This is a genomic window from Kitasatospora sp. NPDC023120, assembly GCF_055560835.1.
Map to the genome: position 1 here is coordinate 104,762 of NZ_JBVHHY010000017.1, position 24,258 is coordinate 129,019.

Below are 24,258 nucleotides of genomic sequence, written 5' to 3' on the forward strand. Positions count from 1 at the left end.
GCGCACCCGCCGCGGCGGGGGTGACGGAGGTTACAGCCCCGGGAGGGCCCGGCAGCCGGACGGCCGGGGCGGGCACCCGCACGGGCGAACTACAGTCGTCGGTATGACGAGAACCCCGGACAGCGCCGTCCGCTCCTACATCGACCAGCACCAGGCCGCCTTCCTCGCGGACCTCTCCGAGTGGCTGGCCATCCCCTCGGTCTCGGCGGACCCGGACCGCGCCGGCGACGTGCGGCGCTCCGCCGAGTGGCTGGCCGCCAAGCTGGCCGGCACCGGCTTCCCGGTCGCCGAGGTGTGGGAGAGCGACGGCCTGCCGGCGGTGTTCGCCGAGTGGCCCTCCGAGGACCCGTCCGCGCCGACCGTCCTGGTCTACGGACACCACGACGTGCAGCCCGCCGCGAAGGCGGACGGCTGGGACACCGAGCCGTTCACCCCGACCGTGGTCGGCGACCGGCTGTACGCGCGCGGCGCCGCCGACGACAAGGGCCAGGTGTTCTTCCACACCCTGGGTGTGCGGGCCCACCTGGCCACCACCGGCCGCACCGCGCCGGCCGTCAACCTCAAGCTGCTGATCGAGGGCGAGGAGGAGTCCGGCTCGCCGAACTTCGCCGCCCTGGTCCGCCGCGAGGCCGAGCGGCTGGCCGCCGACGTGGTCGTCATCTCCGACACCGGCATGTGGTCCGCGTCCACGCCGACCGTCTGCACCGGCATGCGCGGCCTCGCCGACGCCCAGATCGACCTGTACGGTCCGGACACCGACATCCACTCCGGCTCCTTCGGCGGCGCCGTCCCCAACCCGGCCCAGGTCGCGGCCGAGCTGGCCGCCGCCCTGCACGACGCCGACCGCAGGGTGGCGATCCCGGGCTTCTACGACGGCGTGATCGAGCTGACCGAGCGCGAGCGCGAGCTGTTCGCCGAGCTGCCCTTCGACGAGGAGCAGTGGCTGAAGGTCGCCAAGTCGTACGGCACCCGGGGCGAGGCCGGCTACTCCACCCTGGAGCGGATCTGGGCCCGCCCGACCGCCGAGGTCAACGGCATCTGGGGCGGCTACACCGGCCCCGGCGGCAAGACCATCGTCCCCACGTCGGCGCACCTCAAGCTGTCCTTCCGGCTGGTCGCCGGGCAGGAGGTGGAGAAGGTCCAGGAGGCGGTGCGGACCTGGGTGGCCGAGCGGGTGCCCGAGGGCGTCCGGTACGAGCTGGTCTTCCCGGGCGCGACCCGGCCCTGCCTGACCCCGCTGGACCACCCGGCGCTGCAGTCCGTGGTCCGCTCGATGGGGCGGGCGTTCGAGCAGCGGATCCTGTTCACCCGCGAGGGCGGCTCCGGCCCCGCCGCCGACCTCCAGGACGTGCTGGGCGCGCCGGTGCTGTTCCTCGGCATCTCGGTGCCCTCGGACGGCTGGCACTCGGTCAACGAGAAGGTCGAACTCGACCTGCTGGCCAAGGGCGTGGAGACTGCCGCGTACCTGTGGGGCGACCTGGCCGAGAACTTCCGGCCCGGCGCGTGACCCGATCCGGGCACACCATGGCCAGTCAGATCACTCATCCGGATGATTCACCACGTGGGGATGGAACCTGTGAGCACCGTGCCTGAGACCGACCGCCCGCTGCACCTGGCACTGGCCCGGGCCGGGGTGGACCGGGCGGCCGAGCACCGGTTCGACGAGCCCTGGCTGGCGGCCGCCTGGAGCCACCCGGCCACCCGGGTGCTGCCGATCGCCGGCGGCGAGGCGTTCGTGGTCGACACCGCGCAGGGCACCGAACTCGTGCTGCTGCCCTCCTTCGAGGCGCCGCAGACCGGCGACCGGTACTTCCTCGGCACCGACGAGGACGGCGTCTCGTACTTCGCGCTGGCCGGCGAGAGCCTGCCCGGGCGCCTGGACGGCGACGCCCGCCCGGCCGGGCTGCGCGAGGTCGGCGCGATGCTCTCCGACCGCGACGCCGGGCTCCTGGTGCACGCCGTCGCGCTGGAGCACTGGCACCGGCTGCACAGCTTCTGCTCGCGCTGCGGGCACCCGACCGAGAAGGCCGGCGCCGGGCACGTGCGGCGCTGCACCTCCTGCGCGGCCGAGCACTACCCGCGCACCGACCCGGCGGTGATCATGGTGATCACCGACGAGCAGGACCGCTGCCTGCTGGGCCGTCAGGCGCTGTGGCCGGAGGGCCGCTGGTCGACCCTGGCCGGCTTCGTCGAGCCGGGGGAGTCCATCGAGCAGGCGGTGGCCCGCGAGGTGCACGAGGAGGCGGGCGTACGGGTCGGCGAGGTGCGCTACGTCGCCAGCCAGCCGTGGCCGTTCCCGTCCAGCCTGATGCTCGGCTTCGAGGGCAAGGCACTGCCGGGCGGCACCGAGATCACCGTGGACGGCGAGGAGCTGGCCGAGGCGCGCTGGTTCTCCCGCGAGGAGCTGCGGGCCGGGATGGAGGCGGGCGAGATCCTGCCGCCGTCCGGCATCTCGATCGCGCGGCACCTGGTCGAGCTCTGGTACGGCGAGCCGCTGCCCTCGGCGGCGCGCTGGTAATTCTGTACGGGGGCTTCCGCGGAACGCGGGGAGGGTTCTGCGGAACACACGGAGGCTTCCATAGAAAGGGGGCGCGTGGCTGATGCTGCGCGCCCCCTTTTTCCCTTCCAATCCCTTCCGGAATTCTTCACGACCTGCTGTTCGTGTCCGGACGGGCTAGTTCTGCTACCGGAAGGCACCTCCCGAGCCCCGTCGTCAACCCGCACGGACGACATTGCCGGAAACGGCTGAAACCGTGTCACCGCAATCGCTACATTCACCAGGGTGACAATCCCCCGGGGCACCGCCCAATCCCCCAAATACCAGCGCCTCGCCGCCGACCTGCGCCGTCGGATCGCCGAGGGCGAGTTCACCGCCGACGCCGCCCTGCCGGTCGAGAGCGAACTGGAGCGCCAGTACGGTGTCGCCCGCAACACCGTCCGCCTCGCCGTCGACGTCCTGGTCAACGAGGGCCGCCTGGTCCGCCTCCAGGGCAAGGGCACCTACCTGCGCGAACACCCCGTCCTGGACCACCGCGCCTACGGACCCACCCTGGCCCCCGCGCCGCGCGACTGCCTGGCCGCGCCCTCCGCCGTCTACCTCGGCGAGGCCGCCGAAGCCGGGCGCGAACTCGGCACCGACTTCGAGATGATGATCGTCCGGGCCCGCGTCGACATCGCCGAACGGCTCGGACTGCGCCCCGGCGAGGCCATCGTGGTCCGCCGCCAGCTGCGGCTGCTCGACCGCGAACCGTACTCCATCGAGGAGAGCCACTACCGGGCCGGACTCGCCGCCGGCACCCCGCTGATGGAACCCGACCCCGTCGAGGGCGGGGACGAGGCCGTGCTCGCCTCCCTCGGGCGCGTCGAGATCGGCGCCGTCGACCACCTCGTCGCCCGGATGCCCGGCCCCGAGGAGGCCCAGTGGTTCCAGGGCGGCCCCGGCGTGCCGCTCATGGTGCAGACCCGCGTCACCTACGACCGGCGCGGGCCCGTGCGGGTCATCGAGACCCGTTACTCGGCCGACCGCAGCCGGCTCGTCTACGGCGTCGGCGACCTCGGCGCGCGCACCACCCTGCCCGCGCCCGCCGCGCCCTTCGACCCCGCCCGGGCCGACGCGACGTGACGCGCGCCGGCCGGGCGGACCGGTCGGCTCAGGAGGCCAGGGCCTTCTTGACCTGCAGCAGGCTCGGGTTGGTCATGACGACCCGCTCGCCGCCGTTCACCGGCGTCACCAGCACCGTCGGCACCGTCTGGTTGCCGTTGTTCACGGACTCGACGAAGGACGCCGACGCCGGGTCCTCCTCGATGTTGATCTCGGTGTAGCCGATGCCTTCACGGTCCAGCTGGCTCTTGAGTCGGTTGCAGTACCCACACCAGGTCGTGCTGTACATCGTCACGGTGCCGGACATCGAGGGGGCTCCTTCGAAAGAGAGGTGCGTACGGTCTCCGGAGGGAACGTCCACCGGACGGCGGGCATTCCGGCCCTCCGTCGCCGTGCTGCGGAGCGATCATCCTGCGATCGCACCGGGCCTGTGGACAACCCGACCCCGGTTGTCCCACCGGGCTGAGAGGATGGAACGCATGCAGGAAGACCTCTTGAGCGGCAGCCCGTACGACGGCCCCCACGGCTCCCCCTGGGCCGATCCCGGCGCCGCCACGGGCCCCGACGCCGTGCTCGCCGGGCTCGACCCCGAGCAGCGCGCCGTCGCCACCGCCCTGCAGGGCCCCGTCTGCGTCCTCGCCGGCGCCGGCACGGGCAAGACCCGCGCCATCACCCACCGGATCGCCTACGGCGTGCGCAGCGGCGTCTACCACCCGCAGCAGGTCCTCGCCGTCACCTTCACCGCCCGCGCCGCCGGCGAGATGCGCGGCCGACTGCGCCAGCTCGGCGCCGACGGCGTCCAGGCCCGCACCTTCCACGCCGCCGCCCTGCGCCAGCTCCAGTACTTCTGGCCGCGCGCCGTCGGCGGGCCCGTCCCGCAGCTCCTCGAACGCAAGGTCCAGCTCGTCGCCGAGGCCGCCGGCCGCTGCGGCCTGCGCGTCCAGCGCACCGAGCTGCGCGACCTCACCGCCGAGATCGAATGGGCCAAGGTCACCCAGATCTCCCCCGAGGACTACCCGGCCGCCGTCGCCAAGTCCGGCCGCGAGGCCCCCCGCGACCCGGCCGAGACGGCGCAGGTCTACCGCGTCTACGAAGAGGCCAAGAGCCGCCGCGGCAGCATGGACTTCGAGGACGTCCTGCTGCTCACCGCCGCCATCCTGGAGGACCGCCCGGACATCGCCGACCAGGTCCGCTCCCAGTACCGGCACTTCACCGTCGACGAGTACCAGGACGTCTCCCCGCTCCAGCAGCGGCTACTCGACCAGTGGACCGGCCCCGGCGGCGGCGCCAGCCTGTGCGTCGTCGGCGACGCCAGCCAGACCATCTACTCCTTCACCGGCGCCACCCCCGACTACCTGCTGAACTTCCGCAGCCGCCACCCCGAGGCGACGGTCGTCAAGCTCGTCCGCGACTACCGCTCCACCCCCCAGGTCGTCCACCTCGCCAACGGACTGCTCGCCCAGGCCCGCGGCGAGGCCGCCCGCCACCGCCTCGAACTCGTCTCCCAGCGCGAGGCCGGCCCCGAGCCCGTCTACACCGAGTACGAGGACGAGCCGACCGAGGCCGAGACCACCGCCCGCCGGATCAAGGACCTCCTCGCCGCCGGCGTGCGCGCCAGCGAGATCGCCGTCCTCTTCCGCACCAACGGCCAGTCCGAGGTCTACGAACAGGCCCTCGCCGACCTCGGCGTCCCCTACCAGCTCAAGGGCGCCGAGCGGTTCTTCGAGCGCCCCGAGGTCCGCGACGCCGGCGTCCTGCTGCGCGGCGCCGCCCGCGCCGCCTCCGACCCGCTCACCGACGGCGCCCCCGACCTCGCCGGCCAGGTCCGCGCCGTCCTCGCCACCCGGGGCTTCACCGCCGAGCCCCCGGCCGGCTCCGGCGCCGTCCGCGACCGCTGGGAGTCCCTCGCCGCGCTCGTCCGGCTGGCCGAGGAGTTCGAGCGCACCCGCGCCGCCGAGGGGCAGGGCAGCGACCTCGCCGCCTACGTCGCCGAACTCGACGCCCGCGCCGCCGCCCAGCACGCCCCCGCCGTCGAAGGCGTCACCCTCGCCTCCCTGCACGCCGCCAAGGGCCTCGAGTGGGACGCCGTCTTCCTCGTCGGCCTCACCGAGGGCACCCTGCCGATCATCTACGCCAAGACCGACGAGCAGGTCGAGGAGGAGCGCCGGCTGCTCTACGTCGGCGTCACCCGCGCCCGCAAGCACCTCTCCCTCTCCTGGGCGCTCTCCCGCTCCCCGGGCGGGCGCGCCGGCCGCAAGCCCAGCCGCTTCCTCGACGGGCTGCGCCCGGGCTCCGCCGCCCCCGGCGCGCGGACCGGTGCGCGCGGCGGGCGCGGGGGCATCGAGCCCGGCGAGCGCTCCGCCGCCCGGAGGGTCCGCGGCCCGGTCAAGTGCCGGGTCTGCGACCGGGCGCTCACCGACGCCGTCGAGCGCAAGCTGCGCCGCTGCGAGAGCTGCCCGTCCACGATGGACGAGGCGCTCTACGAGCGGCTGCGCGAGTGGCGCGCCGGGCAGGCCAGGAAGCAGGGCGCCCCGGCCTACGTGGTCTTCACCGACGCGACGCTGATGGCGATCGCCGAGGACGTGCCCACCGGGCGCGGCGAACTGGCCGCGATCTCCGGGGTCGGTGCGATGAAGCTGGACAAGTACGGGGCCGCCGTGCTCTCGTTGTGTGCGGGGGAGGAGCCCGAGGAGGATCCGGACGGCGTCGAGGACGACGGTTCGGTCGATCCGGCGTGAGCCGGCGCGGGCGCGGTCCAGGGGACTGCTCGGGGACTTCGACACCGGCCGTGGAACACGCCGTGGAACTCGCCGCGAAAAATAGTTTGCGCGGCATACCGGGAGCGCAATAGCCTGCCGGAGCGGTCAAGGGGACGCGGTCGCACGGGGTGACACCTGTGCCGATTCCCCTGCGCCCACAGCTTTACCGAGACAGACATCCGAACATTCGGAGCCGGGGGAACCTGGCTCCGCGAGACGCCGAGAGGAGGCGAAGACAGTGGGAAACATCATGATCACCAAAATGACTGGCCAGACCGTTGTCGCTGCCTCCCTGCGTGCCGCCCGTCTGCGGGCGCTCGCCGAGCTCGGTGGAACCGGTCTGGGTCTCGACACCACCGGTGTCTCCGTCGCCCCCGTTGTCAGTGGTCTTGGACACACTGAGCTGTGCCTCACGGCCGGCAGGAGCATCGAAGGCACCGTTGTCGAGACCGGTCTGTCCCGTGACTGGGCGTCGGTCGACACGTCGCGCTCCCTGCGCGATGAGCGACCGACCCAGGCACCGAAGGCGGCCGTAGCCGCCGCCATGCATGGCGGCTATGCGCAGGTCATCGGTGCCGGAAACGCCCAGAAGCAGAACGAGCAGCTGATCAACCAGGCCATGGCCGCCTTCAAGGGCGCCGAGGCCTTCCGGATGCGGGCCTTCCGCGGGCCTGAACCCTGGAGAGAACGAACCTGAGCCAGCCTCAGGTCGGCCACTCCAGGGCCGCGGAACCCGTCACCACCGGGATCCGCGGCCCTTCTGTTTTGTCCGGTACGCAAGACCACCCAGGCCCTCCGGGGCCTCCGGCCCAGCACCACCAGTCCACTGGGCCGGAACCACTGAGAAGACGAGGAAGACGCCCACAGTGTCCACGGTCATCACACCGCCCACCCCGTCCGTACCGCCGACAAGCCAGATCACCAAGGCCGACCAGGCCGACCCCCCGGAGGTTCCTTCCATGCAGATCAGCTCGATCGAGCAGGCCGAGGCTCTCGGTCTCCCCATCCCCTGCCGCGCCTTCGACCCCGAGGTCTTCTTCGCCGAGACGCCCGCCGACGTCGAGTACGCGAAGTCCCTCTGCGGCACCTGCCCGGTGAAGGACGCCTGCCTCGCCGGCGCCCTTGAGCGGCGCGAGCCGTGGGGCGTCTGGGGTGGCGAGCTGTTCGTCCAGGGCGTCGTCGTGGCCCGCAAGCGGCCGCGTGGCCGCCCGCGCAAGACCGAGGTCATGGCGTGAACCCCGCCGACCAGGCCAGGGTCGTCCGCCGGGGAGAGCAGCCCCCGCTGGACAGCGCCCTCCGCCGTTCCGTGCGGATCGCCGCCGCCAAGGCCGACGCCGCAGCCCGCAGCCCATTTCCGAGCACGCACCACGAGCAGGACCACGACATGACCCCCGCCGCCGTCGATCCCACCGCCCGCGCCGAGCAGACCACCGAACGTCAGACCCAGAACAGGATCCTCGAAATGCAACTCCTCCACGAATCCCTGGCCCGGGCCCATATGCAAGACAGGCTCCACGAGGCCGAGAACCAACGGCTCGTCAGCCGGGTCGTCCGGGCCCGCAAGCTCAAGCAGCGGGCCGAGCGGGCCTCGCTGCGGGCCCGCAAGGCCCTCGCCGTGGCGCTGATGTAGCGCCGGTGCCGGGCCCTCGGGCCCTCCCGCTTGACCCCCGTCGTGCCGCAGGCCGCTCCCCCTGGTGGGGAGCGGCCTGCGGTCGTCGGTCCGGCGGGGCCGGAGCCTTCGGTCAGCTCTTCGCGGTCCGGGTGGAGCCGGCGCCCTTGCGGGCCGCCGGCCGCTCCGAACGCCGGGCCCGCCGCGACCCGTCGGAGAACTCCGGGAGCCACTCCAGCATCTCCGCCCGGAACGGCGCCTGGGCGCCCAGCTGGCAGAGCACGCCGATGGTGCTCAGAGTCACCCGGTGGATCAGCAGGTACGCGGGCGGCAGGTTCAGCTGCTTGCCCAGGTTGTAGGCGGGCGAGCGCGGATCGGCGATCCGGGCCGCCTGCGAGCGCATCCAGGCCCGGGTGAAGTGGAAGTTCTCCACCGCGGCCGGCTCGATGATCGGCAGCAGGTAGTCCAGCACCGCGTCCGGGTCCAGCCGGATCGAGGGCTTCACGAAGCCCTCCTCGCGCAGCATCTCCAGCACGCCCGCCGCGTCCCCGTCCAGCGCCATCCGCAGCGAGGCCCCGATCGGCGCGGGCAGCCCGCCCGGCAGCCGGTCGACGGTGCCGAAGTCCAGCACGCCCAGCCGCCAGCCGGACACCGGGCCGTCGTCCTTCAGCAGCCGGAAGTTGCCCGGGTGCGGATCCGCGTGCAGCAGACCGGTCCGGGACGGGCCGGCGAACAGGAACCGGGCCAGCAGCTGCCCGGCGCGGTCGCGCTCCTCCTGGGTGCCGCGCGCGATCACCTCGGCCAGCGGGGTGCCGTCCATCCACTCGGTGACCAGCACCTGGTCGGCCTGCGCCACCACGCCCGGCACCACGATGTCCGGGTCCCCCGCGAACTCCTCGGCGTGCCGGCGCTGCGCCTGCGACTCCAGCTCGTAGTCCAGCTCCTCCGAGACCCGCTCTCGCAGCTCGGCGATCAGCGGCTTGACGTCCAGCCCGGGGATCAGCGGGCCGAGCAGCCAGGCCACCCGGCTCAGCTGGGAAAGGTCCGCGAGCAGCGCGTCGCCCGCGCCCGGGTACTGCACCTTCACCGCGACCTGCCGGCCGTCGTGCCAGACCGCCTTGTGCACCTGGCCGATCGAGGCGGCGGCCGCGGGCCGGTCGTCGAACTCCAGGAACAGCTCGCGCCAGTCGTTCCCGAGCCGCTGGGCGAGCGCGGTGTGCACCTTGGCGGCGGGCATCGGGGGAGCGGCGTCCTGCAGCTTGGTGAGCGCCGCCCGGTACGGACCGGCGACCTCCTCGGGCAGCGCGGCCTCGAAGACGGACAGCACCTGCCCGAACTTCATCGCCCCGCCCTTGAGCTCGCCGAGGACCTTGAACAGCTGGTCGGCGGTGGCCTGTTGGAGCTCGGCGGTGACCACCTCGGCGGAGCGGCCGCCGATGCGCTTGCCCAGGCCGAGCGTGGCGCGGCCGGCTATCCCCAGCGGTAGGGCGGCGAGCCGTGCCGTGCGGGTCACTGCCTTGCGCGGAAGATCGCTCACCCGGGCCTCCAATCCATGGCCCCCCGACACCGGACGGCCGACCATCACTACGCCATTGTGCCCGCTCCCCGCCCCGCACCTGCCGGAATTCCGCGGGGCGGGGCGGGGAGTGCGGTCCCTTTGTGGCGAGTTGGGCGACTTGGTCCGGCCAGCCGGATTCGGGGGTCCCGGCCCGGTGGGCCCGGGGTCGGACGTCCGATCCCCGGCGGCCGGTCGGCCGGGTCAGCGGGGCAAGCGCAGGGCGAGACCGTCCAGGACGACCTCCAGGCCGTAGGCGAACTTGGCGTCACGGGCCTGCGCCGGGTCCTGGTTCGCGGTGGCGGCGACCGTGTAGGAGTCGCTGAGGTGGTCGTAGTCGGCGGCAGCCTGCAGGGCGGCGGGCATCAGCCGGGCGATGAACTCGGCCTCGGTCTCACCGGAGCGCGCGATCGTGGTGAGCCAGGCGGCCTCGGTGGTGCTCATGCCGATGACGTAGGCGATGAGCGTGTCGATCGCCCGGTCCGGCTCGGGGAAGCCGGCCGCGGTGAAGAGGGCGCCCAGCCGCTCGGCGAAGGAGAGCAGGTTGGGGCCGAGGTAGGCGAGGCCGGCCTGGCCGAGGACGGAGGAGAGCCAGGGGTGACGCAGGGCCGTCGCCCGGAAGGCCTCGGCGGCCTCGGCCGCGGCGGCGCGCCAGTCCGGGCTGTCGGCGGGCGGCAGGGCCGGCTCGCCGAAGACCTCGTCCACCGCGAGCTCCATCAGCTCGTCCTTGGTGGCCACGTGCCGGTAGAGCGAGGTGGCGCCCGCGTTCAGGCGGGCGGCGAGCTTGCGCATGCTCAGGGCTTCGGCGCCCTCGGCGTCCAGCATCGCGATCGCCTCGCGGACGATCGCGGCCCGGCTGAGGGCGGGCTGGTCGGGCTCGCGCTGCCGGCGGGCCCACACGGAGGGGATCGGGTTGGTTCGGTCGGCCATGGGCGGCTTCTCCTCTTGGCTGCTGCGTACACCGCTCTGCTGTGCACACCGCTCTGCGGTGTACACCGTCCTGGTGCGTACACCGTTCGCATAGAGCGTACAGGAGTCGGATGTTGCGCACGCTGTTCCGCTATGCGTACAGTGTTCGCATCGACGGAACGAAGTGCGCATCTACGGAACGGTGTGCGCACAGGGGAGGGGTGGCTGATGTCAGTCGACAACGTGACCGGGGCCGGGAGCCGGAACCCGCACCGCTGGTGGATCCTGATCGTGCTCTGCCTGAGCTCGCTGGTGCTGGTGGTCGACAGCATGGCCCTGACCGTCGCGGTCCCTTCGATGACCGCGGACCTCGGGGCGAGCGCCCAGGACACCCAGTGGATCCTCGACTCCTACGTCCTGGTCTTCGCCGGCCTGCTGCTGACCTCCGGCAGCCTCGGTGACCGCTTCGGACGCCGGAAGGTCATGATCATCGGCTTGCTGCTCTTCGGTGCGGCCTCGCTCGCGGCGACCTTCTGCACCGACCCGGGCGAGGTCATCGCGGCCCGGATCGCGATGGGTGTCGGCGGAGCCCTGATCATGCCCTCGACGCTGTCGATCCTCATCACCGTCTTCGACGAGGAGGAGCGCAGCAAGGCGATGGCGGCCTGGGGTTCGGTGGCGATGCTGGGGCTGGTCGGCAGCCCGGTGCTCGGCGGTGTGCTGATCGACCACTTCTCCTGGCACTCGATCTTCTTCATCAACGTCCCGGTGGTGGCGCTGGCGATCCTGGCGGGCCTGCTGCTGATGCCGGAGTCCAAGGGGCCGTGGCAGAAGCCGGACCCGCTCGGCGCGGTGCTGTCGGCGGTCGGCATGACCGCCCTGGTCTGGTGGATCATCGAGATCCCGCAGCACGGTGCGTTCGCCGGCCGCGCGCTGGGCACCCTGGTCGTCGCGGTGGGCGCGCTCGGCGGGTTCGTGGTGTGGGAGAACGTCACCGCCGCGCCGATGGTGCCGCTGGCGCTCTTCAAGGCCCGCAACTTCAGCGGGGGTTCGCTGTCGCTGACCCTGGTGCAGATCGGCAACGGCGGGCTGCTGCTGGTGCTCACCCAGTACCTGCAGTTCGTGCTCGGGTACTCGCCGGTCAAGGCGGGTCTGGCGTTCCTGCCGCTGGCCGTCGCGGCGCTGCTCGGCAACGGGCTCGGTGCCAAGTTCGCGGCGAAGCTCGGCAACCGGCTGCTGATCCTGGTGGGGATGCTCGTCATGGCCTCCTCGTTCGCGCTGCTGACCACCGTCTCGGCGGAGACCGGCTTCACCGTCCCGGCGGTCGCGCTCGGACTGCTCGGCCTCGGGGCGGGCCTGGCGATGCCGGCCGCGGTGGGCGCGCTGATGGGGACGATCCCGCCGGAGCAGGCGGGCGTCGGCTCGGCGCTGAACGACACCATCCAGCAGGCGGGCACCGCCCTCGGCATCGCGATCCTGGGCTCGCTGCTGTCGAGCGGCTTCGCGAGCGGCATGCCGGCCGGGACGCCGGAGCAGGCGAAGCACTCCATCGCCGGGGCACTGGCGATCGCCGACGGGGACTCCGGGCTCGTCCGGACCGCCCGGGAGGCGTTCACCTCGGCGATGACCACGACCTTCACGGTCAGCGCGATCGGTGTGCTGGCGGCGGCGCTGGTAGCCACGCTGGTGATGCGGGACCGGAAGGCGGCGGGAGCCGAGGAGAGCGCCGAGGGGGCGGTGACCGCCGCCTGAGCGATCGGAACGGGTGGTGAGCACGCCGAGAAGGCCGGCGCCCTGGGGGCGCCGGCCTTCGGTGTTCTTCGGTGTTCTTCGCTGTCCCGGGGGCCCCCTCCCCCCTCCCCCCACCCCCACCTCCTGGCTCGTGGCCGCCCGGCTCAGGCCGGGGGCAGCGGCTGCCAGAGGCAGCCGCAGTCGGGATGTCCGCGCAGCCGCAGCCGTCGGGCCATCCCGTCAGCCGCCGACACCTCGCACCACCCGTCCACGCTGGGCGGCCGGCCGCCGTCCAGGTGCAGCTGGACGTGCAGCGCGGCCAGCCCGGCGACCGCCGTCGCCAAGGCCGTGTCGCAGGCCGGCGTCGGGGCGCGCCCCGGGCCCTCGTGGGCCAGCTGGGCCAGGACCCGCGGCCAGGCGGCGTCCTCGTCCTCCCGCCGCAGCACCAGGCAGTGCCCGCACGCCGACCGCCCCGGAACCACCAGCGGCCCGACCACGCCGAACTCCTCGACCACGCCGACGTACAGGTGCGGCACCCCGGCCCGGAGCAGCAGCCGGGCCTCGTACGTCCCACCCGCGAAGGCGGCGCTGCCGTCCCGGGGCGCCAGGACCACGAAGTCCGGCGGCGGGTCGCCCCGCCTGCGACGCGGTGCCGGCGGCGGTGCCGGGGGGCGGCCCGCGGCGCGCTGCACCGCCTCCCGCGCCGCTGTCGCGCGCAGCCGCCCGACGTCCCCGGGCGGGAGCCCGGCGGGGGAGCAGTCGCCCGGCCGCACCCGCCCGCCGTCCGTGACGGTGACCGTGCCCGTTCCGCCCGCGGCCAGCACCGCCGCCACCGCGGCGCCGACCCGGCCGGCGCCGCGCACCTCGATCCGTGCGTCGGCCCGGCGGGCCAGGACCGCCGGTGCGGCGCCCGGGCCGGAGTGGACCAGGGAGAGCGAGGCGAGGTCCGGCCCAAGCAGCTCCCGGTGCGGCTGGGGGAAGCGGGCCAGCGCCCGGTCGGCCGCCTCCGCGTCGTCCAGCAGCCCGGTCTCCGCCAGCTCGGTCAGCAGGGTGTCGGCCGGCTCGCGGCCGAGCCCGATCCGCTCGCCGGCCTCGACGAGCTCGGGCCGGTCGCGGGTGCCGTCGAGCAGTTCGAGGAACTCGCACAGCGTCGGATCGGCGTTGCCGAGCACCCCGGCGTGGCTGGTGACGGTGCCGAACTGCAGGGTCTCGGAGTCCCGCCAGCTGCGGGACAGAGCGGGCTTCAGCGCGAGGCGCACGGCGATCTCCCTTCCGATCGTTTCCGGACGGCTGACCGCAGCATGCCCCATCGCGACGACGGCGTGCCGAGGGTTGTCCACAGGCCCGTGCATACGATCCGACCATCGGTTCGCACGCCCTGTGGATAACTGCTCATCCTCCCCGGCGTCGCTTTCCGGACACTCTCCGTCGACTTTTCGTTCCCGATCACTCCATGAAAGATTCCGGCCATGGCAGCGGACTTCTGTCCGTGGTACCGGGTAACGTCGTGTGCCATGGCAGCCGAGCGGGACTCCCATCCATCGGCGTCGCGTCGGCGTGCCCGTGCCGCGTCCGGGTCGCAGATCGCGACGCCGAACACGCGTGGGCGCCCGGACCAGAAGCACTCGGAGCCGAACCACTCGGACCAGCAGTCGAGGTCGGCGCCGCCGCAGCGTCCGCCCGTCGGGGCGGTCTCCCCGCAGGCGCACGACCGCAGCCGGGTCGAGGTGCGGCGCAGCGCCCGCCGCAGTCGTACGGTCTCCGCCTACCGCGAGGGCGACCGCACCATCGTGCTGATCCCGGCTCGGATGTCGCACGCCGAGGAGCAGCGCTGGGTCGCGCAGATGCTGGAGAAGCTCGCCGCCCAGGAGTCCCGGCGGATCCCCGGTGACGAGGCCCTGATGGCCCGGGCCCGCGAGCTGTCGGGTGCCTACCTGGACGGTCGCGCCCAGCCCGTCCAGGTCCGCTGGGTCACCAACCAGAACTCGCGCTGGGGCTCCTGCACCCCGAGCGAGGGCACGATCCGACTCTCGCACCGCCTCCAGGGCATGCCGGAGTACGTGCTGGACTACGTGCTGCTGCACGAGCTGGCGCACCTGCTGGTGCCGGACCACGGACCGGCGTTCTGGGCCCTCCTGGAGGCCTACCCCCGGACCGAGCGGGCCCGCGGCTACCTGGAGGGCGTGGTCTCCGCCGCCCGCCTGCCGCACATCCCCGGTGCCCGGCACGCCGACCCGGGCCCGGACCCGGCCGCCTCCTGCGGCTGACGGCGGCTGAAAGGCGGCTGACGCTCGGAGGGCGGCGGCGGAAGCCGGCCGCAGGAACAGCGAAAGGGGGCGCGGGCCACATCGGCCCACGCCCCCTTCCCGTGTCGTGCCTCAGCTGGTCAGTCGCCTCGCCCGGGCCACCAGGTCGCGCACCGAGTGGTCGGTGAGCTCGGGCAGCCGGTCGTAGTCGAACCAGCGCAGGTCCAGCGACTCCTCGCTGATCAGCGCCTGAGCGCCGGCCGGGGCCAGCGCGATGTACTGGACGTCCAGGTGGGTGTTCTCCGGCCGGTCCTTGCCGGTGCAGCGGACCAGGTGGCGGTCCAGCTTGGCCGGGACGGGGGCGCCGTCCGACTCCAGCAGGACCAGGTCGGGGATGCCGGACTCCTCGACGGCCTCGCGCAGCGCCGCCGAGGCGAGGTCGCGGTCGCCGGGCTCGCAGTGCCCGCCCATCTGCAGCCACATGCCGACCTTGGGGTGCAGGGTGAGCAGCACCCGCCCGGCCGCCGGGTCGACGACCGCCGCGCTCGCGGTGATGTGCGCGGGCAGGCAGGACCGGTACAGGCCCTCGGGCTGCGCGGCCAGGTGCTCCAGGTAGTCGAGCCGCAGCCGCTCCTGGTCCTCGTCGGCGGGCCGCCAGGCGGACAGGGTGCGGACGGCGTCCGCGTGCAGGGTGGACGCGGACGTCCCGGTGTCCGTCATGCGGTGGGCTCGCCCTTTCCGTCGGTGTCGCTGCCGTCGCTCTTCCCGTCGTCGCCCTTGGTGAGGTCGGGCTTTCCGGCCGCGGCCTCGCCGAGCAGCTTGTCGAGCGCGTCGAAGTCGATCCCGCCCTCCAGGTCGTCCCCGGTGCCCCGGTGCACGAAGGCGTCCGGGTCGTCGAGGTCGGCGGCGGTGGGCAGCATGTCGGGGTGCTCCCAGAGCGCGTCGCGGCCCTCGACGCCGCGGGCGTCGGCGAGCAGCGCCCACAGCCGGGAGGCGTCGCGCAGGCGGCGCGGGCGCAGTTCCAGGCCGACCAGGGTGGCGAAGGTCTGCTCGGCGGGCCCGCCGGCCGCGCGGCGGCGGCGGACGGTCTCGCGCAGCGCGCCGGCCTGCGGCAGGTGCGGTTCGGCGGCGGCGTGCACGACGGCGTCGACCCAGCCCTCGACCAGCGCGAGCGCGGTCTCCAGGCGGGCGAGCGCGGCCTTCTGCTCGGGGGTGTCCTCGGGCTGGAGCAGGCCGCCGGCCAGCGCCTCCTGGAGTGCCTCCGGGTTGCTCGGGTCGAGCTGGCCGACGAGCTCCTCCATGCGGGAGGTGTCGACCTTGATGCCGCGCGCGTAGGCCTCGACGGCGCCCAGCAGGTGGGCGCGCAGCCACGGCACGTGGGCGAAGAGCCGCTGGTGGGCGGCTTCGCGCAGGGCGAGGTAGAGGCGGACCTCGTCGGCGGGCACGCTCAGGCCCTCGCCGAACTCGGCGACGTTCTGCGGCAGCAGCGCGGCCTTGCCGGCCGGGGCGAGCGGCAGGCCGACGTCGGAGGAGCCGACCACCTCGGCGGCGAGGGCGCCGAGCGCCTGGCCGATCTGGGTGCCGAACATGGCGCCGCCCATGGAACGCATCATGCCCATCAGCGGGCCAGCCATGGCCTGCATCTCCTCGGGCAGGATGCCGCCCATGGCGTTGCCGACCCGCTCGGCGACCGGGTCGACCAGGTCCTTCCAGACCGGGAGGGTGGCCTCGATCCACTCGGCGCGGCTCCAGGCGACGGCGGTGCCGGCGCCGGAGGGGAACTCGGTGACGCCGTCCAGCCAGAGGTCGGCCAGGCGGACGGCCTCGGCGACGGCGGAGCGCTCGGCGGCGCTGACCGAGCGGTCCTTGCTCTTGCCCTCGGCGGGCTCGGCGACCACGCTCTGGCGGGCGATGTTCTGGGCGAGGTCCCAGTTCACCGGGCCACCCTCGAACGAGAGCATCTGCCCGAGCTGCTGGAAGGCGGCGCCGAGGTCACCGGGGTTCATGCCGCCGAACATCGCGGCGAAGGGGTTGTCGGCACCGGCGCCGCCCGGGGTGCCGGGCATGCCGCCGAAGATCGCGCCGAAGGGGTTGCCGCCCCCGAAGCCGAACGGCTGCGGGCCGGAGCCGGACTGCTCCTGGTCCTTCTTCTTCTGCACGTCGTCGGGCTTGGCCTTGCCGTCCTCGGGCTCCTCGGGCGGAACGCCGAATCCGAAGGGAAGGTCGCTCACGGGGTCCTCGATCCGGTCGGCCGTCATGCGGTGTGGCGGGAAAAGTCTGCGCCCGGGGCGGCGGCGGAGTGGGGGACTCGGGGGCGGCTCCCGCGCGGCAGGCCCGCGCCGGGTGCACCGCCGGGCCTTCGCCTCGGGCAGGATGGACGTACGTGACACACGTCCGTACGCACATAAGCTAACCGTGGAGGATGGCCGGTGAGTTCCCCGCCTTCGGACGTTCGCTCTGGGCTGACCGGAGGAGAGGACGCGTCGGACACCACGGCGTCGCCGCCTCCAGCCTACGGCGGACGGCCGCTGACCGTGGCGGTGACGGGCGCCGCGGGCGTGCTGGGCGAGCAGGTCGCGGCGCGACTGGTCGCCTCCCCGCACGTGAAGAAGGTCCTGGCGGTGGACGACCGGCGCGGCGAGGTCCCGGGCGTGCAGTGGCGGGTGCTCGACGTGCGCGACCCGGCGGTGGCCGAACGGCTGGCCGGGGTCGACGTGGTGGTGCACCTGGCGATGGACTTCGGCATGGAGTCCGACCCGCGGGCCCGCAGCGCCTACAACGTGCGCGGCGCCCAGACCGTGCTGACCGCGGCCGCGGCGGCCGGGGTGCACCGGGTGGTGCTCTGCACCTCGGCGATGGTCTACGGCGCGCTGGCCGACAACGAGGTGCCGCTGGCCGAGGACTCCGAGCTGCGGGCGACCGAGGAGGCCTCGCTGGTCGGGGACCTCCTGGAGATCGAGCGGCTGGCCCGCCGCGCGCCGCGCGCCCACCCCGGGCTGCAGGTGACGGTGCTGCGCCCGGCCGTGGTGGTGGGCCCGGGCGTGGACACCGTGCTGACCCGGCACTTCGAGGCGCCCCGGCTGCTGGTGGTGGCCGGCTCCCGTCCGTGCTGGCAGTTCTGCCACGTGGACGACCTGGCGGCGGCGCTGGAGTACGCGGCGCTGGGCCTGGTCGAGGGCGAGGTGACGGTCGGCTGCGACGGCTGGCTGGAGCAGGAGGACGTGGAGCGCCTGTCGGGGATCCGGCGGATGGAGCTGCCGGCCGCGCTGGCGCTCGGCACGGCGGCGCGGCTGCACCGGCTGGGCCTGACCCCGGCGCCCGCCGGGGACCTGGCCTACACGATGTACCCGTGGGTGGTGTCGGGCAGCCGGCTGCACGAGGCGGGCTGGCGTCCGGCGCACACCAACGAGCAGGTGCTGGCCGAGCTGCTGGCCCAGGTGTCCGGCAAGCACGCGGTGGCCGGGCGCCGGCTGGGCGGCAAGGAGGCCGCGACCAGCCTGGGAGCGGCCGGGGCGACGGTGGCGCTGGTCGGTACGGCGGCGCTGGTGCGCCGGGCCCGCAAGCGGCGGCGCTTCTGACATTCCCACGATTCTCACGATGCGAAATTTCCACATCGTGATGCGGAAGACACTTGCCTCCGACCGCCTCCGATGAGGAATCATGGGGTCATGTCCGAGAACCACGACCCCATCCGCCTGCTCGCCATCCGCGACACCCCGCTCTCGCTGGACGAGGTGTACGAGGCGGTCGGCGACGACGCGGCCGGCGGCACGACCGTCTTCGTCGGGACGGTCCGTGACCACGACGGCGGCAAGTCCGTCGCCGCGCTGGAGTACAGCTGCCACCCCACCGCCGAGCAGGAGATGCGGCGGATCGCCGAGAAGATCGTCGCCGACTTCCCGGTCCGCGCGCTCGCCGCGGTCCACCGGGTCGGCCGGCTGGAGATCACCGACAAGGCCGTGATCGTCGCCGTCTCCTGCGCCCACCGCGGCGAGGCCTTCGCGGCCGCCCGCCGGCTGATCGACGACCTCAAACACGAGGTGCCGATCTGGAAGCACCAGGTCTTCGCCGACGGCGAGGAGGAGTGGGTCGGCGCCGGCGGCTGCTGAGACCGGCCGCCCGCGGAGCGCGGAACCGTCCGCACCGGCCGTGGAACCGTCCGTACCAGCGGCGGAACCGTCCGCACACCCCTCGCGTCTGTCGGGTCAGGCGCGCCGCCGAATCACTCGAACGGGTTCTCGGCGGCGTCCCGGATACTCCCTGGAAGTGAGCCGATCGGCCGTCCCGTAACCCGGACGGCGCCGGCCGCGTTGTCCGCCGGAGTGGTTAATCTGCTCATAGACACGAGGAGCTGGGAGTACTGACATGGGTGCGCTCGCCTGGCTGATCATTCCGGTTGTCGCCGTCCTCGCCGCGGCCCTCTGGGCGGGTTGGGCCCAGCGTGCCCCGCGGGCCACCGGGGACCCGGCCTCCCTCGCCGAACACCGGCGCTTCATGGCCGCGATGGAGCGCACCACCGCGGGGGCCGCGGCCCCCGGCGAGCGCTCCGGCCGGTAGCCCGGCGGGCATCGCGTCACCCGCGTCCCGTACTGTCGAGGCATGCCACGCCGCTCCGCGACGATGCTCGCTGCCACCCTGCTGCTCATAGCGCTGCTCTGCGTCTCGGTGCTGATGAAGGTGCCGTACACGGAGATGAGCCCGGGGCCGACGTACAACACGCTCGGCAATCAGGGCGGCAAGCCGGTGATCAGCATCACCGGGCGCGACTCCTACCCGACCACCGGGCACCTCAACATGACGACCGTGCAGGTCACCGGGGCCAAGTACGAGCCCAGCCTGGTCAACGCGGTGGTCGGCTGGCTGCGCGACGACGTGCTGGTGGTGCCGCACGACAACGTCTACCCGAAGGGGCAGACGGACGCGGACGCGAAGAAGCAGAACGCCGAGGAGTTCGCCTCCTCCGAGGACAGCGCCCGGACCGCGGCGCTCAAGCAGCTGGGCATCCCGGTCGGCGGCGAGCTGATCGTCAAGTCGGTCACCGCCGGCGCGCCGGCCGAGGGCAGGCTGCACGCGGGCGACCAGATCGTCGCCGTCGACGGCACGCCGGTCGCCACGGTCGACCAGGTGGTCGCCGTGGTCACCAAGCACAAGCCGGGCGAGTCGGTGGTCTTCACCGTCGTGCCGCGGGTCAAGGACGCCGCCGGCAACCCCGCCGCCGCCCCGGGCACCAGGACGGACGTCACCGTCCCGACCGTCCGGGCCAAGGACCTCGACCCGAAGGCCCCGGCCGAGCGGGCCGAGCTCGCGGTGGTCGGCATCGGCACCGGGATCCGGCACACCTACCCGTTCCAGATCGACATCGGCCTGCAGGACGTCGGCGGCCCGAGCGCCGGTCTGATGTTCTCGCTCGGCATCATCGACAAGCTGACCCCGGGCGGCGACCTCACCGGCGGGCGCTTCGTCGCGGGCACCGGGACGATGGACGACGACGGCAAGGTCGGCCCGATCGGCGGGATATCGATGAAGCTGATCGCCGCCAGGGACGCCGGGGCCGAGTACTTCTTCACCCCGTCCTCGAACTGCGCCGAGGCCACCAAGAACACCCCGTCCGGGCTGACCCTGGTCAAGACGGACACGCTGGACGGCGCGCTGAAGTCGCTGGAGCAGATCCGCTCCGGGCAGACCTCCGCGCTGCCGTCCTGCGCCAAGTAGCCCTCGGGCGGCCGGGGGCTACTCGGCCGAGGGCCGCGAGAGGCTACCCGCGACGCGTCACGAGAAGGTCGCCAGCAGCGCGTCGGTCAGGCCGGGCACCAGGTCGGGGCCGGTCAGCACCTCGCGGGCGACGTCCTTGGAGCGCAGCCGCAGGGCGATCTCCTTCCGGCCGTCGCGCAGCACGGCGGCGGTGATCCGCACCTCCTCGCGCTTGGGGTGGTTGGCCACCCACTCGGCGAGCTGGGCGTCGGTGGCACCCCGCGGGCGGGACTGCTCGGCGCCCGGCGGCAGCATCAGGCGCTCGACGACCAGGGCGCAGCCGGCCACCGCGTCGGGCCAGGCGATGGTGCCGAGGAACTTGTCGAGCTCCATGCCGGCCGGCAGCTCGTCCTGCTCGACCGGGGTGAGGCCGGGCTCGTCGTCCTCGGCGAGGCCGAGCTGCTTGGCGATGCGGGGATCGGCCTTGCGGAGGGCGGCGCTGTCCACCAGGGCGAACAGCCGGGCGGGGAGGTCCCAGCCGAGGGTGGCGGCGTACTCGTCGATCTCCAGCGCGGCCCGGGTGAGCGGGGAGGCGGCCGGGAGCTTGGAGACGTCGTCGGGGGAGTTGTTCAGATCAGACGCGTCGGACATGCCTCAATCCTCACACGCCGGGCGGGGGACGCTCGCCGGGCGGTCCGCGGGGGCCCGGGGGGCCGGGCGTCGCAGCGGCCGTAGTAACCGTCTGCTAACGGTGGGAACTCGACCAAAGCCTGGTTAAGTTTCTCTGACGACCGACCCCTATCCAGACAACACAGCTGAGGTGCCACCGTGGTATTCCAGATGCCGGAACGCTCAGGGCCGGGTTTCCGGCGAAGGGTGGGCCCGCCCTCGCGGCGGGCGCGGGTGGCCCTGCTGACCCTGGGCGTACTCGCGGTGCTGTTCCTGCTGTTCGTCATGTTCGCGGGCTTCTGGACGGACTGGCTGTGGTTCAGGTCGGTCCACTACTCCTCGGTGTTCACCACCCAGCTGTGGACGAAGATCGGGCTGTTCGCGGCCTTCGGGCTGCTGATGGCGGCGACCGTCGGCTTCAACATCTGGCTGGCGCACCGGCTCCGGCCGCCGCTGTCGGCGATGTCGGTGGAGCAGCAGAGCCTGGACCGCTACCGGGCGGGCCTGGCGCCGTTCAAGCGCTGGGCGCTGATCGGCGTCTCGCTGGTGATCGGCCTGGTGGCGGGCGCCGCGGCGTCCGGCCAGTGGCGGACCTGGCTGATGTGGACCAACTCGACGTCCTTCGGGGAGAAGGACGCCCAGTTCGGCATGGACGTCTCCTTCTACGCCTTCGACCTGCCGTTCTACGAGTTCGTGCTGGGCTTCGCGTTCAGCGCGGTGATCGTCTCGCTGCTGACCTCGGCGCTGGTGCACTACCTGTACGGCGGGCTGCGGCTGCAGGGTCCGGGCCGGCGGGCGAGCGCGGGCGCGCAGGGGCACCTCGCGGTGCTGCTGGGCGTGTTCGTGCTGCTGAAGGCCGCGGCCTACTGGCTGGACCGGTACGCGCTGGCGGTCAAGACCGGTTCGTACAAGGGCGTCTCGGGCTGGACGGGCCTGCGCTACGTGGACGCCAACGCGTTCCTTCCGGCCAAGACCATCCTGTTCTTCGTCGCGATCATCTGCGCGGTGCTGTTCTTCCTGACCCCGATCCGCCGCACCTGGGCGCCGGCCCTGATCGGCCTGGGCCTGATGGTGCTGTCGGCGGTGCTGATCGGCGGCCTGTACCCGGCGATCGTGCAGCAGTTCCAGGTCAAGCCGAACGAGCAGGCCAAGGAGACGCCGTACATCCAGAAGAACATCGACGCGACGCGGCAGGCGTACGGGATCGCGGACGCGAAGACCACGCCGTACAGCCCGCAGGGGTCGACCAACGGTGAGGCGCTCAAGCCGGACGCGCAGACCATCGCGGACGTCCGGCTGCTGGACCCGAACATCGTGTCGCAGACGTTCCAGTCGCTGGAGCAGCAGCGCAACTACTACGCCTTCCCGAGCACGCTGGACGTGGACCGCTACCGCACCGACGCGGGCAAGCAGGACACCGTGATCGGCCTGCGCGAGCTGGACCTCAACGGCGTGCAGCGCAACTGGATCAACGACCACTTCAAGTACACCCACGGCTACGGCGCGGCGGTCGCCAAGGGCAACCAGGTCGACGACAAGGGCGGGCCGGTGTTCACCGAGTCGGGCCTGCCGGCCGGCGGCACGCTCGGCGACTACCAGCAGCGGATCTACTACGGCGAGAAGACGACGACGTACTCGATCGTCGGCGGCTCGAACAAGGAGATCGACTACACCGACACCAAGACCGGCCAGAACGTGGAGTTCACGTACACCGGTTCCGGCGGTGTCTCGCTGGACAACCCGCTCACCCGGGCCGCCTACGCGGTGCGCTTCGCCGAGCCGCAGATCCTGTACGCGGGGGCGATCACCGACGGCGCCAAGGTGATCTACAACCGAACGCCGAAGGAGCGGGTGGAGAAGGTCGCGCCGTGGCTGTCGATCGACGCCGACCCGTACCCGGTGGTGCAGGACGGCCACGTGGTGTGGGTGGTGGACGGCTACACCACCTCGGACGGCTTCCCGTTCTCCTCGAAGACGACGCTGGGCGCCGCCACCAAGGACTCGCTGACCAACCAGCGCGGTGAGCTGCTGACCGTCGCCAACCAGGTCAACTACATCCGCAACTCGGTCAAGGCCACGGTGGACGCCTACACCGGCGAGGTGAAGCTCTACCAGTGGGACGAGAAGGACCCGGTGCTGAGGACCTGGATGAAGGCCTTCCCGGGGACCGTCGAGCCGAAGGCGGACATCCCGCAGTCGCTGCTGCCGCACCTGCGCTACCCGCAGGACATGTTCAAGGTGCAGCGCGACCTGCTCGGCCAGTACCACGTGACCGACTCCAACTCCTTCTTCAACGGCAGTGACATCTGGCAGGTCCCGGTGGACCCGACCAGCGACACCAAGCAGGTCCAGCCGCCGTACTACGTAACGGTGCGGATGCCGGACGCCGCCGCCGCGAGCTTCTCGCTGACCAGCGCCTTCGTGCCCAACGGCCGGCCGAACCTGGCGGCGTTCCTGGCCGTCAACGCGGACCCGGGCGACGACTACGGGAAGATCCGCGTCCTGAAGATGACCGGCGAGGCCGGAGCCCCCGGCCCCGGCCTGGTGCAGTCGAAGTTCAACTCCCGCCAGGAGGTCGCCAACCAGATCTTCGCGCTGAAGAGCGGCGGTGACACCGAGCTGGAGTACGGCAACCTGCTGACCCTGCCGGTAGGCGGCGGACTGCTCAACGTCGAGCCGGTGTACGTGCGCGGACGCGGCGCCAAGTACCCGACGCTGTCGAAGGTCCTGGCGGTGTACGGGGACGACAACGTGGCGTTCGAGGACACCCTGGAGAAGGCGCTGAACAAGCTGTTCGCCGGGCAGGCCCCGCCGGCCACGCCGGTCGCGCCGTCCAACCCGGGCAACGGGACGGCCCCGACCGCGCCGACGACGCCGACCTCCCCGGCGACTCCCACGCCCACGCCCACCGCACCGGTCACGCCGGCGCCGGGCGGGACGATCTCGCCGGAGCTGCAGAAGGCGCTGTCGGACGCGGCGAAGGCGTACAACGACAGCCAGACCGCGTTCAAGAACGGCGACTGGGTGGCCTACGGCAACGCCCAGAAGGCGCTCGGCGACGCGTTGAAGGCGGCCGAGGCGGCCCGCGGCGGCAGCCCGTCGCCCGCCCCGGCCGGCTGAGCTGCGGTAAACCGTTTTCCGTTCCGCCCCGTGTCGGTGCTATGGTTCAACCACCGACGCGGGGTGGAGCAGCTCGGTAGCTCGCTGGGCTCATAACCCAGAGGTCGCAGGTTCAAATCCTGTCCCCGCTACGAAGAGCAGAGGCCCGGAGGATCTTTCCTCCGGGCCTCTGCCGTTCGCCCTCCGGGCCTCTGCCGTTCGCCCTCCGGGCCTCTGCCGTTCGCCCTCCGGGCCTCTGCCGTTCGCGCGATTCCGGGCCCCCGCCGCTTCCGTGCTATGGTTCAACCACCGACGCGGGGTGGAGCAGCTCGGTAGCTCGCTGGGCTCATAACCCAGAGGTCGCAGGTTCAAATCCTGTCCCCGCTACA

The 24,258-nt window shown here is 72.8% G+C and carries 21 protein-coding genes and 2 tRNA genes; 16 read left to right on the forward strand and 7 right to left on the reverse strand.

From position 1 onward, the window contains the following. Positions 1 to 103: 103 nt before the first annotated feature. The 3 genes from ACZ3TI_RS24770 (at position 104) to ACZ3TI_RS24780 (ending at position 3,622) form a co-directional block, all read left to right on the forward strand. A complete protein-coding gene (locus ACZ3TI_RS24770; RefSeq protein ID WP_465729658.1) occupies positions 104 to 1,507 on the forward strand; it encodes a dipeptidase in 1,404 nt (467 codons plus the stop codon). A 60-nt stretch (positions 1,508 to 1,567) separates the two neighbouring features. Continuing rightward, on the forward strand, positions 1,568 to 2,518 hold the full coding sequence (gene nudC / locus ACZ3TI_RS24775) for an NAD(+) diphosphatase (protein ID WP_465729660.1): 951 nt from the start codon (positions 1,568 to 1,570) through the stop codon (positions 2,516 to 2,518). Positions 2,519 to 2,782: 264 nt separating this feature from the next. Beyond that, positions 2,783 to 3,622, forward strand: a complete 840-nt coding sequence (locus tag ACZ3TI_RS24780) for a GntR family transcriptional regulator (protein WP_465729662.1) — start codon at positions 2,783 to 2,785, stop codon at positions 3,620 to 3,622. 28 nt (positions 3,623 to 3,650) lie between these two features. Here the strand turns inward: ACZ3TI_RS24780 and ACZ3TI_RS24785 are convergent, their stop codons facing one another. Then, positions 3,651 to 3,908 carry a mycoredoxin gene (locus tag ACZ3TI_RS24785; protein WP_465729664.1) on the reverse strand — a complete coding sequence of 86 codons (258 nt, stop codon included), beginning with the start codon at positions 3,906 to 3,908 and terminating at the stop codon, positions 3,651 to 3,653. A gap of 163 nt (positions 3,909 to 4,071) precedes the next feature. On the opposite strand from ACZ3TI_RS24785, the gene ACZ3TI_RS24790 reads away from it, so the two are divergent. The 4 genes from ACZ3TI_RS24790 to ACZ3TI_RS24805 all read left to right on the forward strand — a co-directional run bounded on the left by ACZ3TI_RS24790 (position 4,072) and on the right by ACZ3TI_RS24805 (position 7,990). After that, positions 4,072 to 6,339: an ATP-dependent DNA helicase UvrD2 gene (locus ACZ3TI_RS24790; protein WP_465729666.1), complete on the forward strand. Its 2,268-nt coding sequence runs from the start codon at positions 4,072 to 4,074 to the stop codon at positions 6,337 to 6,339. 259 nt (positions 6,340 to 6,598) lie between these two features. Beyond that, entirely contained in the window at positions 6,599 to 7,057 is a 459-nt protein-coding gene (locus tag ACZ3TI_RS24795) for a hypothetical protein (RefSeq protein WP_465729668.1), read from the forward strand. 169 nt (positions 7,058 to 7,226) lie between these two features. Further along, positions 7,227 to 7,595: a WhiB family transcriptional regulator gene (locus ACZ3TI_RS24800; RefSeq protein WP_402219043.1), complete on the forward strand. Its 369-nt coding sequence runs from the start codon at positions 7,227 to 7,229 to the stop codon at positions 7,593 to 7,595. Then, positions 7,592 to 7,990, forward strand: coding sequence for a hypothetical protein (locus ACZ3TI_RS24805; protein ID WP_465729671.1), 399 nt, complete (start codon positions 7,592 to 7,594; stop codon positions 7,988 to 7,990). Before ACZ3TI_RS24800 ends, ACZ3TI_RS24805 begins: the two co-directional genes overlap by 4 nt. A 112-nt stretch (positions 7,991 to 8,102) precedes the next feature. Here the strand turns inward: ACZ3TI_RS24805 and ACZ3TI_RS24810 are convergent, their stop codons facing one another. Beyond that, positions 8,103 to 9,506, reverse strand: a complete 1,404-nt coding sequence (locus ACZ3TI_RS24810; protein ID WP_465729673.1) for an ABC1 kinase family protein — start codon at positions 9,504 to 9,506, stop codon at positions 8,103 to 8,105. Positions 9,507 to 9,728: 222 nt separating this feature from the next. Next, on the reverse strand, positions 9,729 to 10,454 hold the full coding sequence (locus tag ACZ3TI_RS24815) for a TetR/AcrR family transcriptional regulator (RefSeq protein ID WP_465729675.1): 726 nt from the start codon (positions 10,452 to 10,454) through the stop codon (positions 9,729 to 9,731). Positions 10,455 to 10,661: 207 nt separating this feature from the next. Here ACZ3TI_RS24815 and ACZ3TI_RS24820 point away from each other — a divergent pair, with 207 nt between their 5' ends. Continuing rightward, entirely contained in the window at positions 10,662 to 12,185 is a 1,524-nt protein-coding gene (locus tag ACZ3TI_RS24820) for an MFS transporter (protein ID WP_465729677.1), read from the forward strand. A gap of 143 nt (positions 12,186 to 12,328) precedes the next feature. On the opposite strand, the gene ACZ3TI_RS24825 is transcribed toward ACZ3TI_RS24820, so the two are convergent. Continuing rightward, on the reverse strand, positions 12,329 to 13,423 hold the full coding sequence (locus ACZ3TI_RS24825) for a TOMM precursor leader peptide-binding protein (RefSeq protein ID WP_465729679.1): 1,095 nt from the start codon (positions 13,421 to 13,423) through the stop codon (positions 12,329 to 12,331). A 255-nt stretch (positions 13,424 to 13,678) separates the two neighbouring features. Here ACZ3TI_RS24825 and ACZ3TI_RS24830 point away from each other — a divergent pair, with 255 nt between their 5' ends. Next, positions 13,679 to 14,431, forward strand: a complete 753-nt coding sequence (locus ACZ3TI_RS24830; protein ID WP_465729681.1) for a M48 metallopeptidase family protein — start codon at positions 13,679 to 13,681, stop codon at positions 14,429 to 14,431. A 111-nt stretch (positions 14,432 to 14,542) separates the two neighbouring features. Here the strand turns inward: ACZ3TI_RS24830 and ACZ3TI_RS24835 are convergent, their stop codons facing one another. Together ACZ3TI_RS24835 and ACZ3TI_RS24840 are read right to left on the reverse strand one after the other, a co-directional pair. After that, positions 14,543 to 15,130, reverse strand: coding sequence for an NUDIX hydrolase (locus ACZ3TI_RS24835; protein WP_465729683.1), 588 nt, complete (start codon positions 15,128 to 15,130; stop codon positions 14,543 to 14,545). Then, positions 15,127 to 16,641 (reverse strand): zinc-dependent metalloprotease, encoded by a 1,515-nt coding sequence (locus tag ACZ3TI_RS24840; protein WP_465729685.1) that lies wholly within the window; start codon positions 16,639 to 16,641, stop codon positions 15,127 to 15,129. Before ACZ3TI_RS24840 ends, ACZ3TI_RS24835 begins: the two co-directional genes overlap by 4 nt. A 198-nt stretch (positions 16,642 to 16,839) precedes the next feature. On the opposite strand from ACZ3TI_RS24840, the gene ACZ3TI_RS24845 reads away from it, so the two are divergent. The 4 genes from ACZ3TI_RS24845 to ACZ3TI_RS24860 all read left to right on the forward strand — a co-directional run bounded on the left by ACZ3TI_RS24845 (position 16,840) and on the right by ACZ3TI_RS24860 (position 20,122). Then, positions 16,840 to 17,988 (forward strand): NAD-dependent epimerase/dehydratase family protein, encoded by a 1,149-nt coding sequence (locus ACZ3TI_RS24845; RefSeq protein ID WP_465729687.1) that lies wholly within the window; start codon positions 16,840 to 16,842, stop codon positions 17,986 to 17,988. 90 nt (positions 17,989 to 18,078) lie between these two features. Next, a complete protein-coding gene (locus ACZ3TI_RS24850) occupies positions 18,079 to 18,519 on the forward strand; it encodes a molybdenum cofactor biosynthesis protein MoaE (protein ID WP_465729689.1) in 441 nt (146 codons plus the stop codon). Between the two features lie 256 nt (positions 18,520 to 18,775). Next, on the forward strand, positions 18,776 to 18,967 hold the full coding sequence (locus ACZ3TI_RS24855) for a hypothetical protein (protein ID WP_360505619.1): 192 nt from the start codon (positions 18,776 to 18,778) through the stop codon (positions 18,965 to 18,967). Positions 18,968 to 19,009: 42 nt separating this feature from the next. Beyond that, positions 19,010 to 20,122 (forward strand): YlbL family protein, encoded by a 1,113-nt coding sequence (locus tag ACZ3TI_RS24860; protein WP_465729691.1) that lies wholly within the window; start codon positions 19,010 to 19,012, stop codon positions 20,120 to 20,122. Positions 20,123 to 20,179: 57 nt separating this feature from the next. Here the strand turns inward: ACZ3TI_RS24860 and ACZ3TI_RS24865 are convergent, their stop codons facing one another. Beyond that, positions 20,180 to 20,752 (reverse strand): PPA1309 family protein, encoded by a 573-nt coding sequence (locus ACZ3TI_RS24865; RefSeq protein ID WP_465729693.1) that lies wholly within the window; start codon positions 20,750 to 20,752, stop codon positions 20,180 to 20,182. Positions 20,753 to 20,941: 189 nt separating this feature from the next. On the opposite strand from ACZ3TI_RS24865, the gene ACZ3TI_RS24870 reads away from it, so the two are divergent. The 3 genes from ACZ3TI_RS24870 (at position 20,942) to ACZ3TI_RS24880 (ending at position 24,256) form a co-directional block, all read left to right on the forward strand. Then, positions 20,942 to 23,890 carry a UPF0182 family membrane protein gene (locus tag ACZ3TI_RS24870; RefSeq protein ID WP_465729695.1) on the forward strand — a complete coding sequence of 983 codons (2,949 nt, stop codon included), beginning with the start codon at positions 20,942 to 20,944 and terminating at the stop codon, positions 23,888 to 23,890. Between the two features lie 57 nt (positions 23,891 to 23,947). After that, positions 23,948 to 24,021 (forward strand) — tRNA-Met (locus tag ACZ3TI_RS24875). 161 nt (positions 24,022 to 24,182) lie between these two features. Then, a tRNA-Met gene (locus ACZ3TI_RS24880) sits at positions 24,183 to 24,256 on the forward strand. Positions 24,257 to 24,258: the final 2 nt, after the last annotated feature.

Excerpts from the sequence above, each read along its gene's own strand:
- ACZ3TI_RS24770 (WP_465729658.1), top strand. The coding sequence starts at position 104 with ATGACGAGAACCCCGGACAGCGCCGTCCGCTCCTACATCGACCAGCAC.
- nudC (WP_465729660.1), top strand. The coding sequence starts at position 1,568 with ATGGAACCTGTGAGCACCGTGCCTGAGACCGACCGCCCGCTGCACCTG.
- ACZ3TI_RS24785 (WP_465729664.1), bottom strand. The coding sequence starts at position 3,908 with ATGTCCGGCACCGTGACGATGTACAGCACGACCTGGTGTGGGTACTGC.
- ACZ3TI_RS24790 (WP_465729666.1), top strand. The coding sequence starts at position 4,072 with ATGGAACGCATGCAGGAAGACCTCTTGAGCGGCAGCCCGTACGACGGC.
- ACZ3TI_RS24815 (WP_465729675.1), bottom strand. The coding sequence starts at position 10,454 with ATGGCCGACCGAACCAACCCGATCCCCTCCGTGTGGGCCCGCCGGCAG.
- ACZ3TI_RS24820 (WP_465729677.1), top strand. The coding sequence starts at position 10,662 with ATGTCAGTCGACAACGTGACCGGGGCCGGGAGCCGGAACCCGCACCGC.
- ACZ3TI_RS24830 (WP_465729681.1), top strand. The coding sequence starts at position 13,679 with ATGGCAGCCGAGCGGGACTCCCATCCATCGGCGTCGCGTCGGCGTGCC.
- ACZ3TI_RS24835 (WP_465729683.1), bottom strand. The coding sequence starts at position 15,130 with ATGACGGACACCGGGACGTCCGCGTCCACCCTGCACGCGGACGCCGTC.
- ACZ3TI_RS24850 (WP_465729689.1), top strand. The coding sequence starts at position 18,079 with ATGTCCGAGAACCACGACCCCATCCGCCTGCTCGCCATCCGCGACACC.
- ACZ3TI_RS24855 (WP_360505619.1), top strand. The coding sequence starts at position 18,776 with ATGGGTGCGCTCGCCTGGCTGATCATTCCGGTTGTCGCCGTCCTCGCC.
- ACZ3TI_RS24860 (WP_465729691.1), top strand. The coding sequence starts at position 19,010 with ATGCCACGCCGCTCCGCGACGATGCTCGCTGCCACCCTGCTGCTCATA.
- ACZ3TI_RS24865 (WP_465729693.1), bottom strand. The coding sequence starts at position 20,752 with ATGTCCGACGCGTCTGATCTGAACAACTCCCCCGACGACGTCTCCAAG.
- ACZ3TI_RS24870 (WP_465729695.1), top strand. The coding sequence starts at position 20,942 with ATGCCGGAACGCTCAGGGCCGGGTTTCCGGCGAAGGGTGGGCCCGCCC.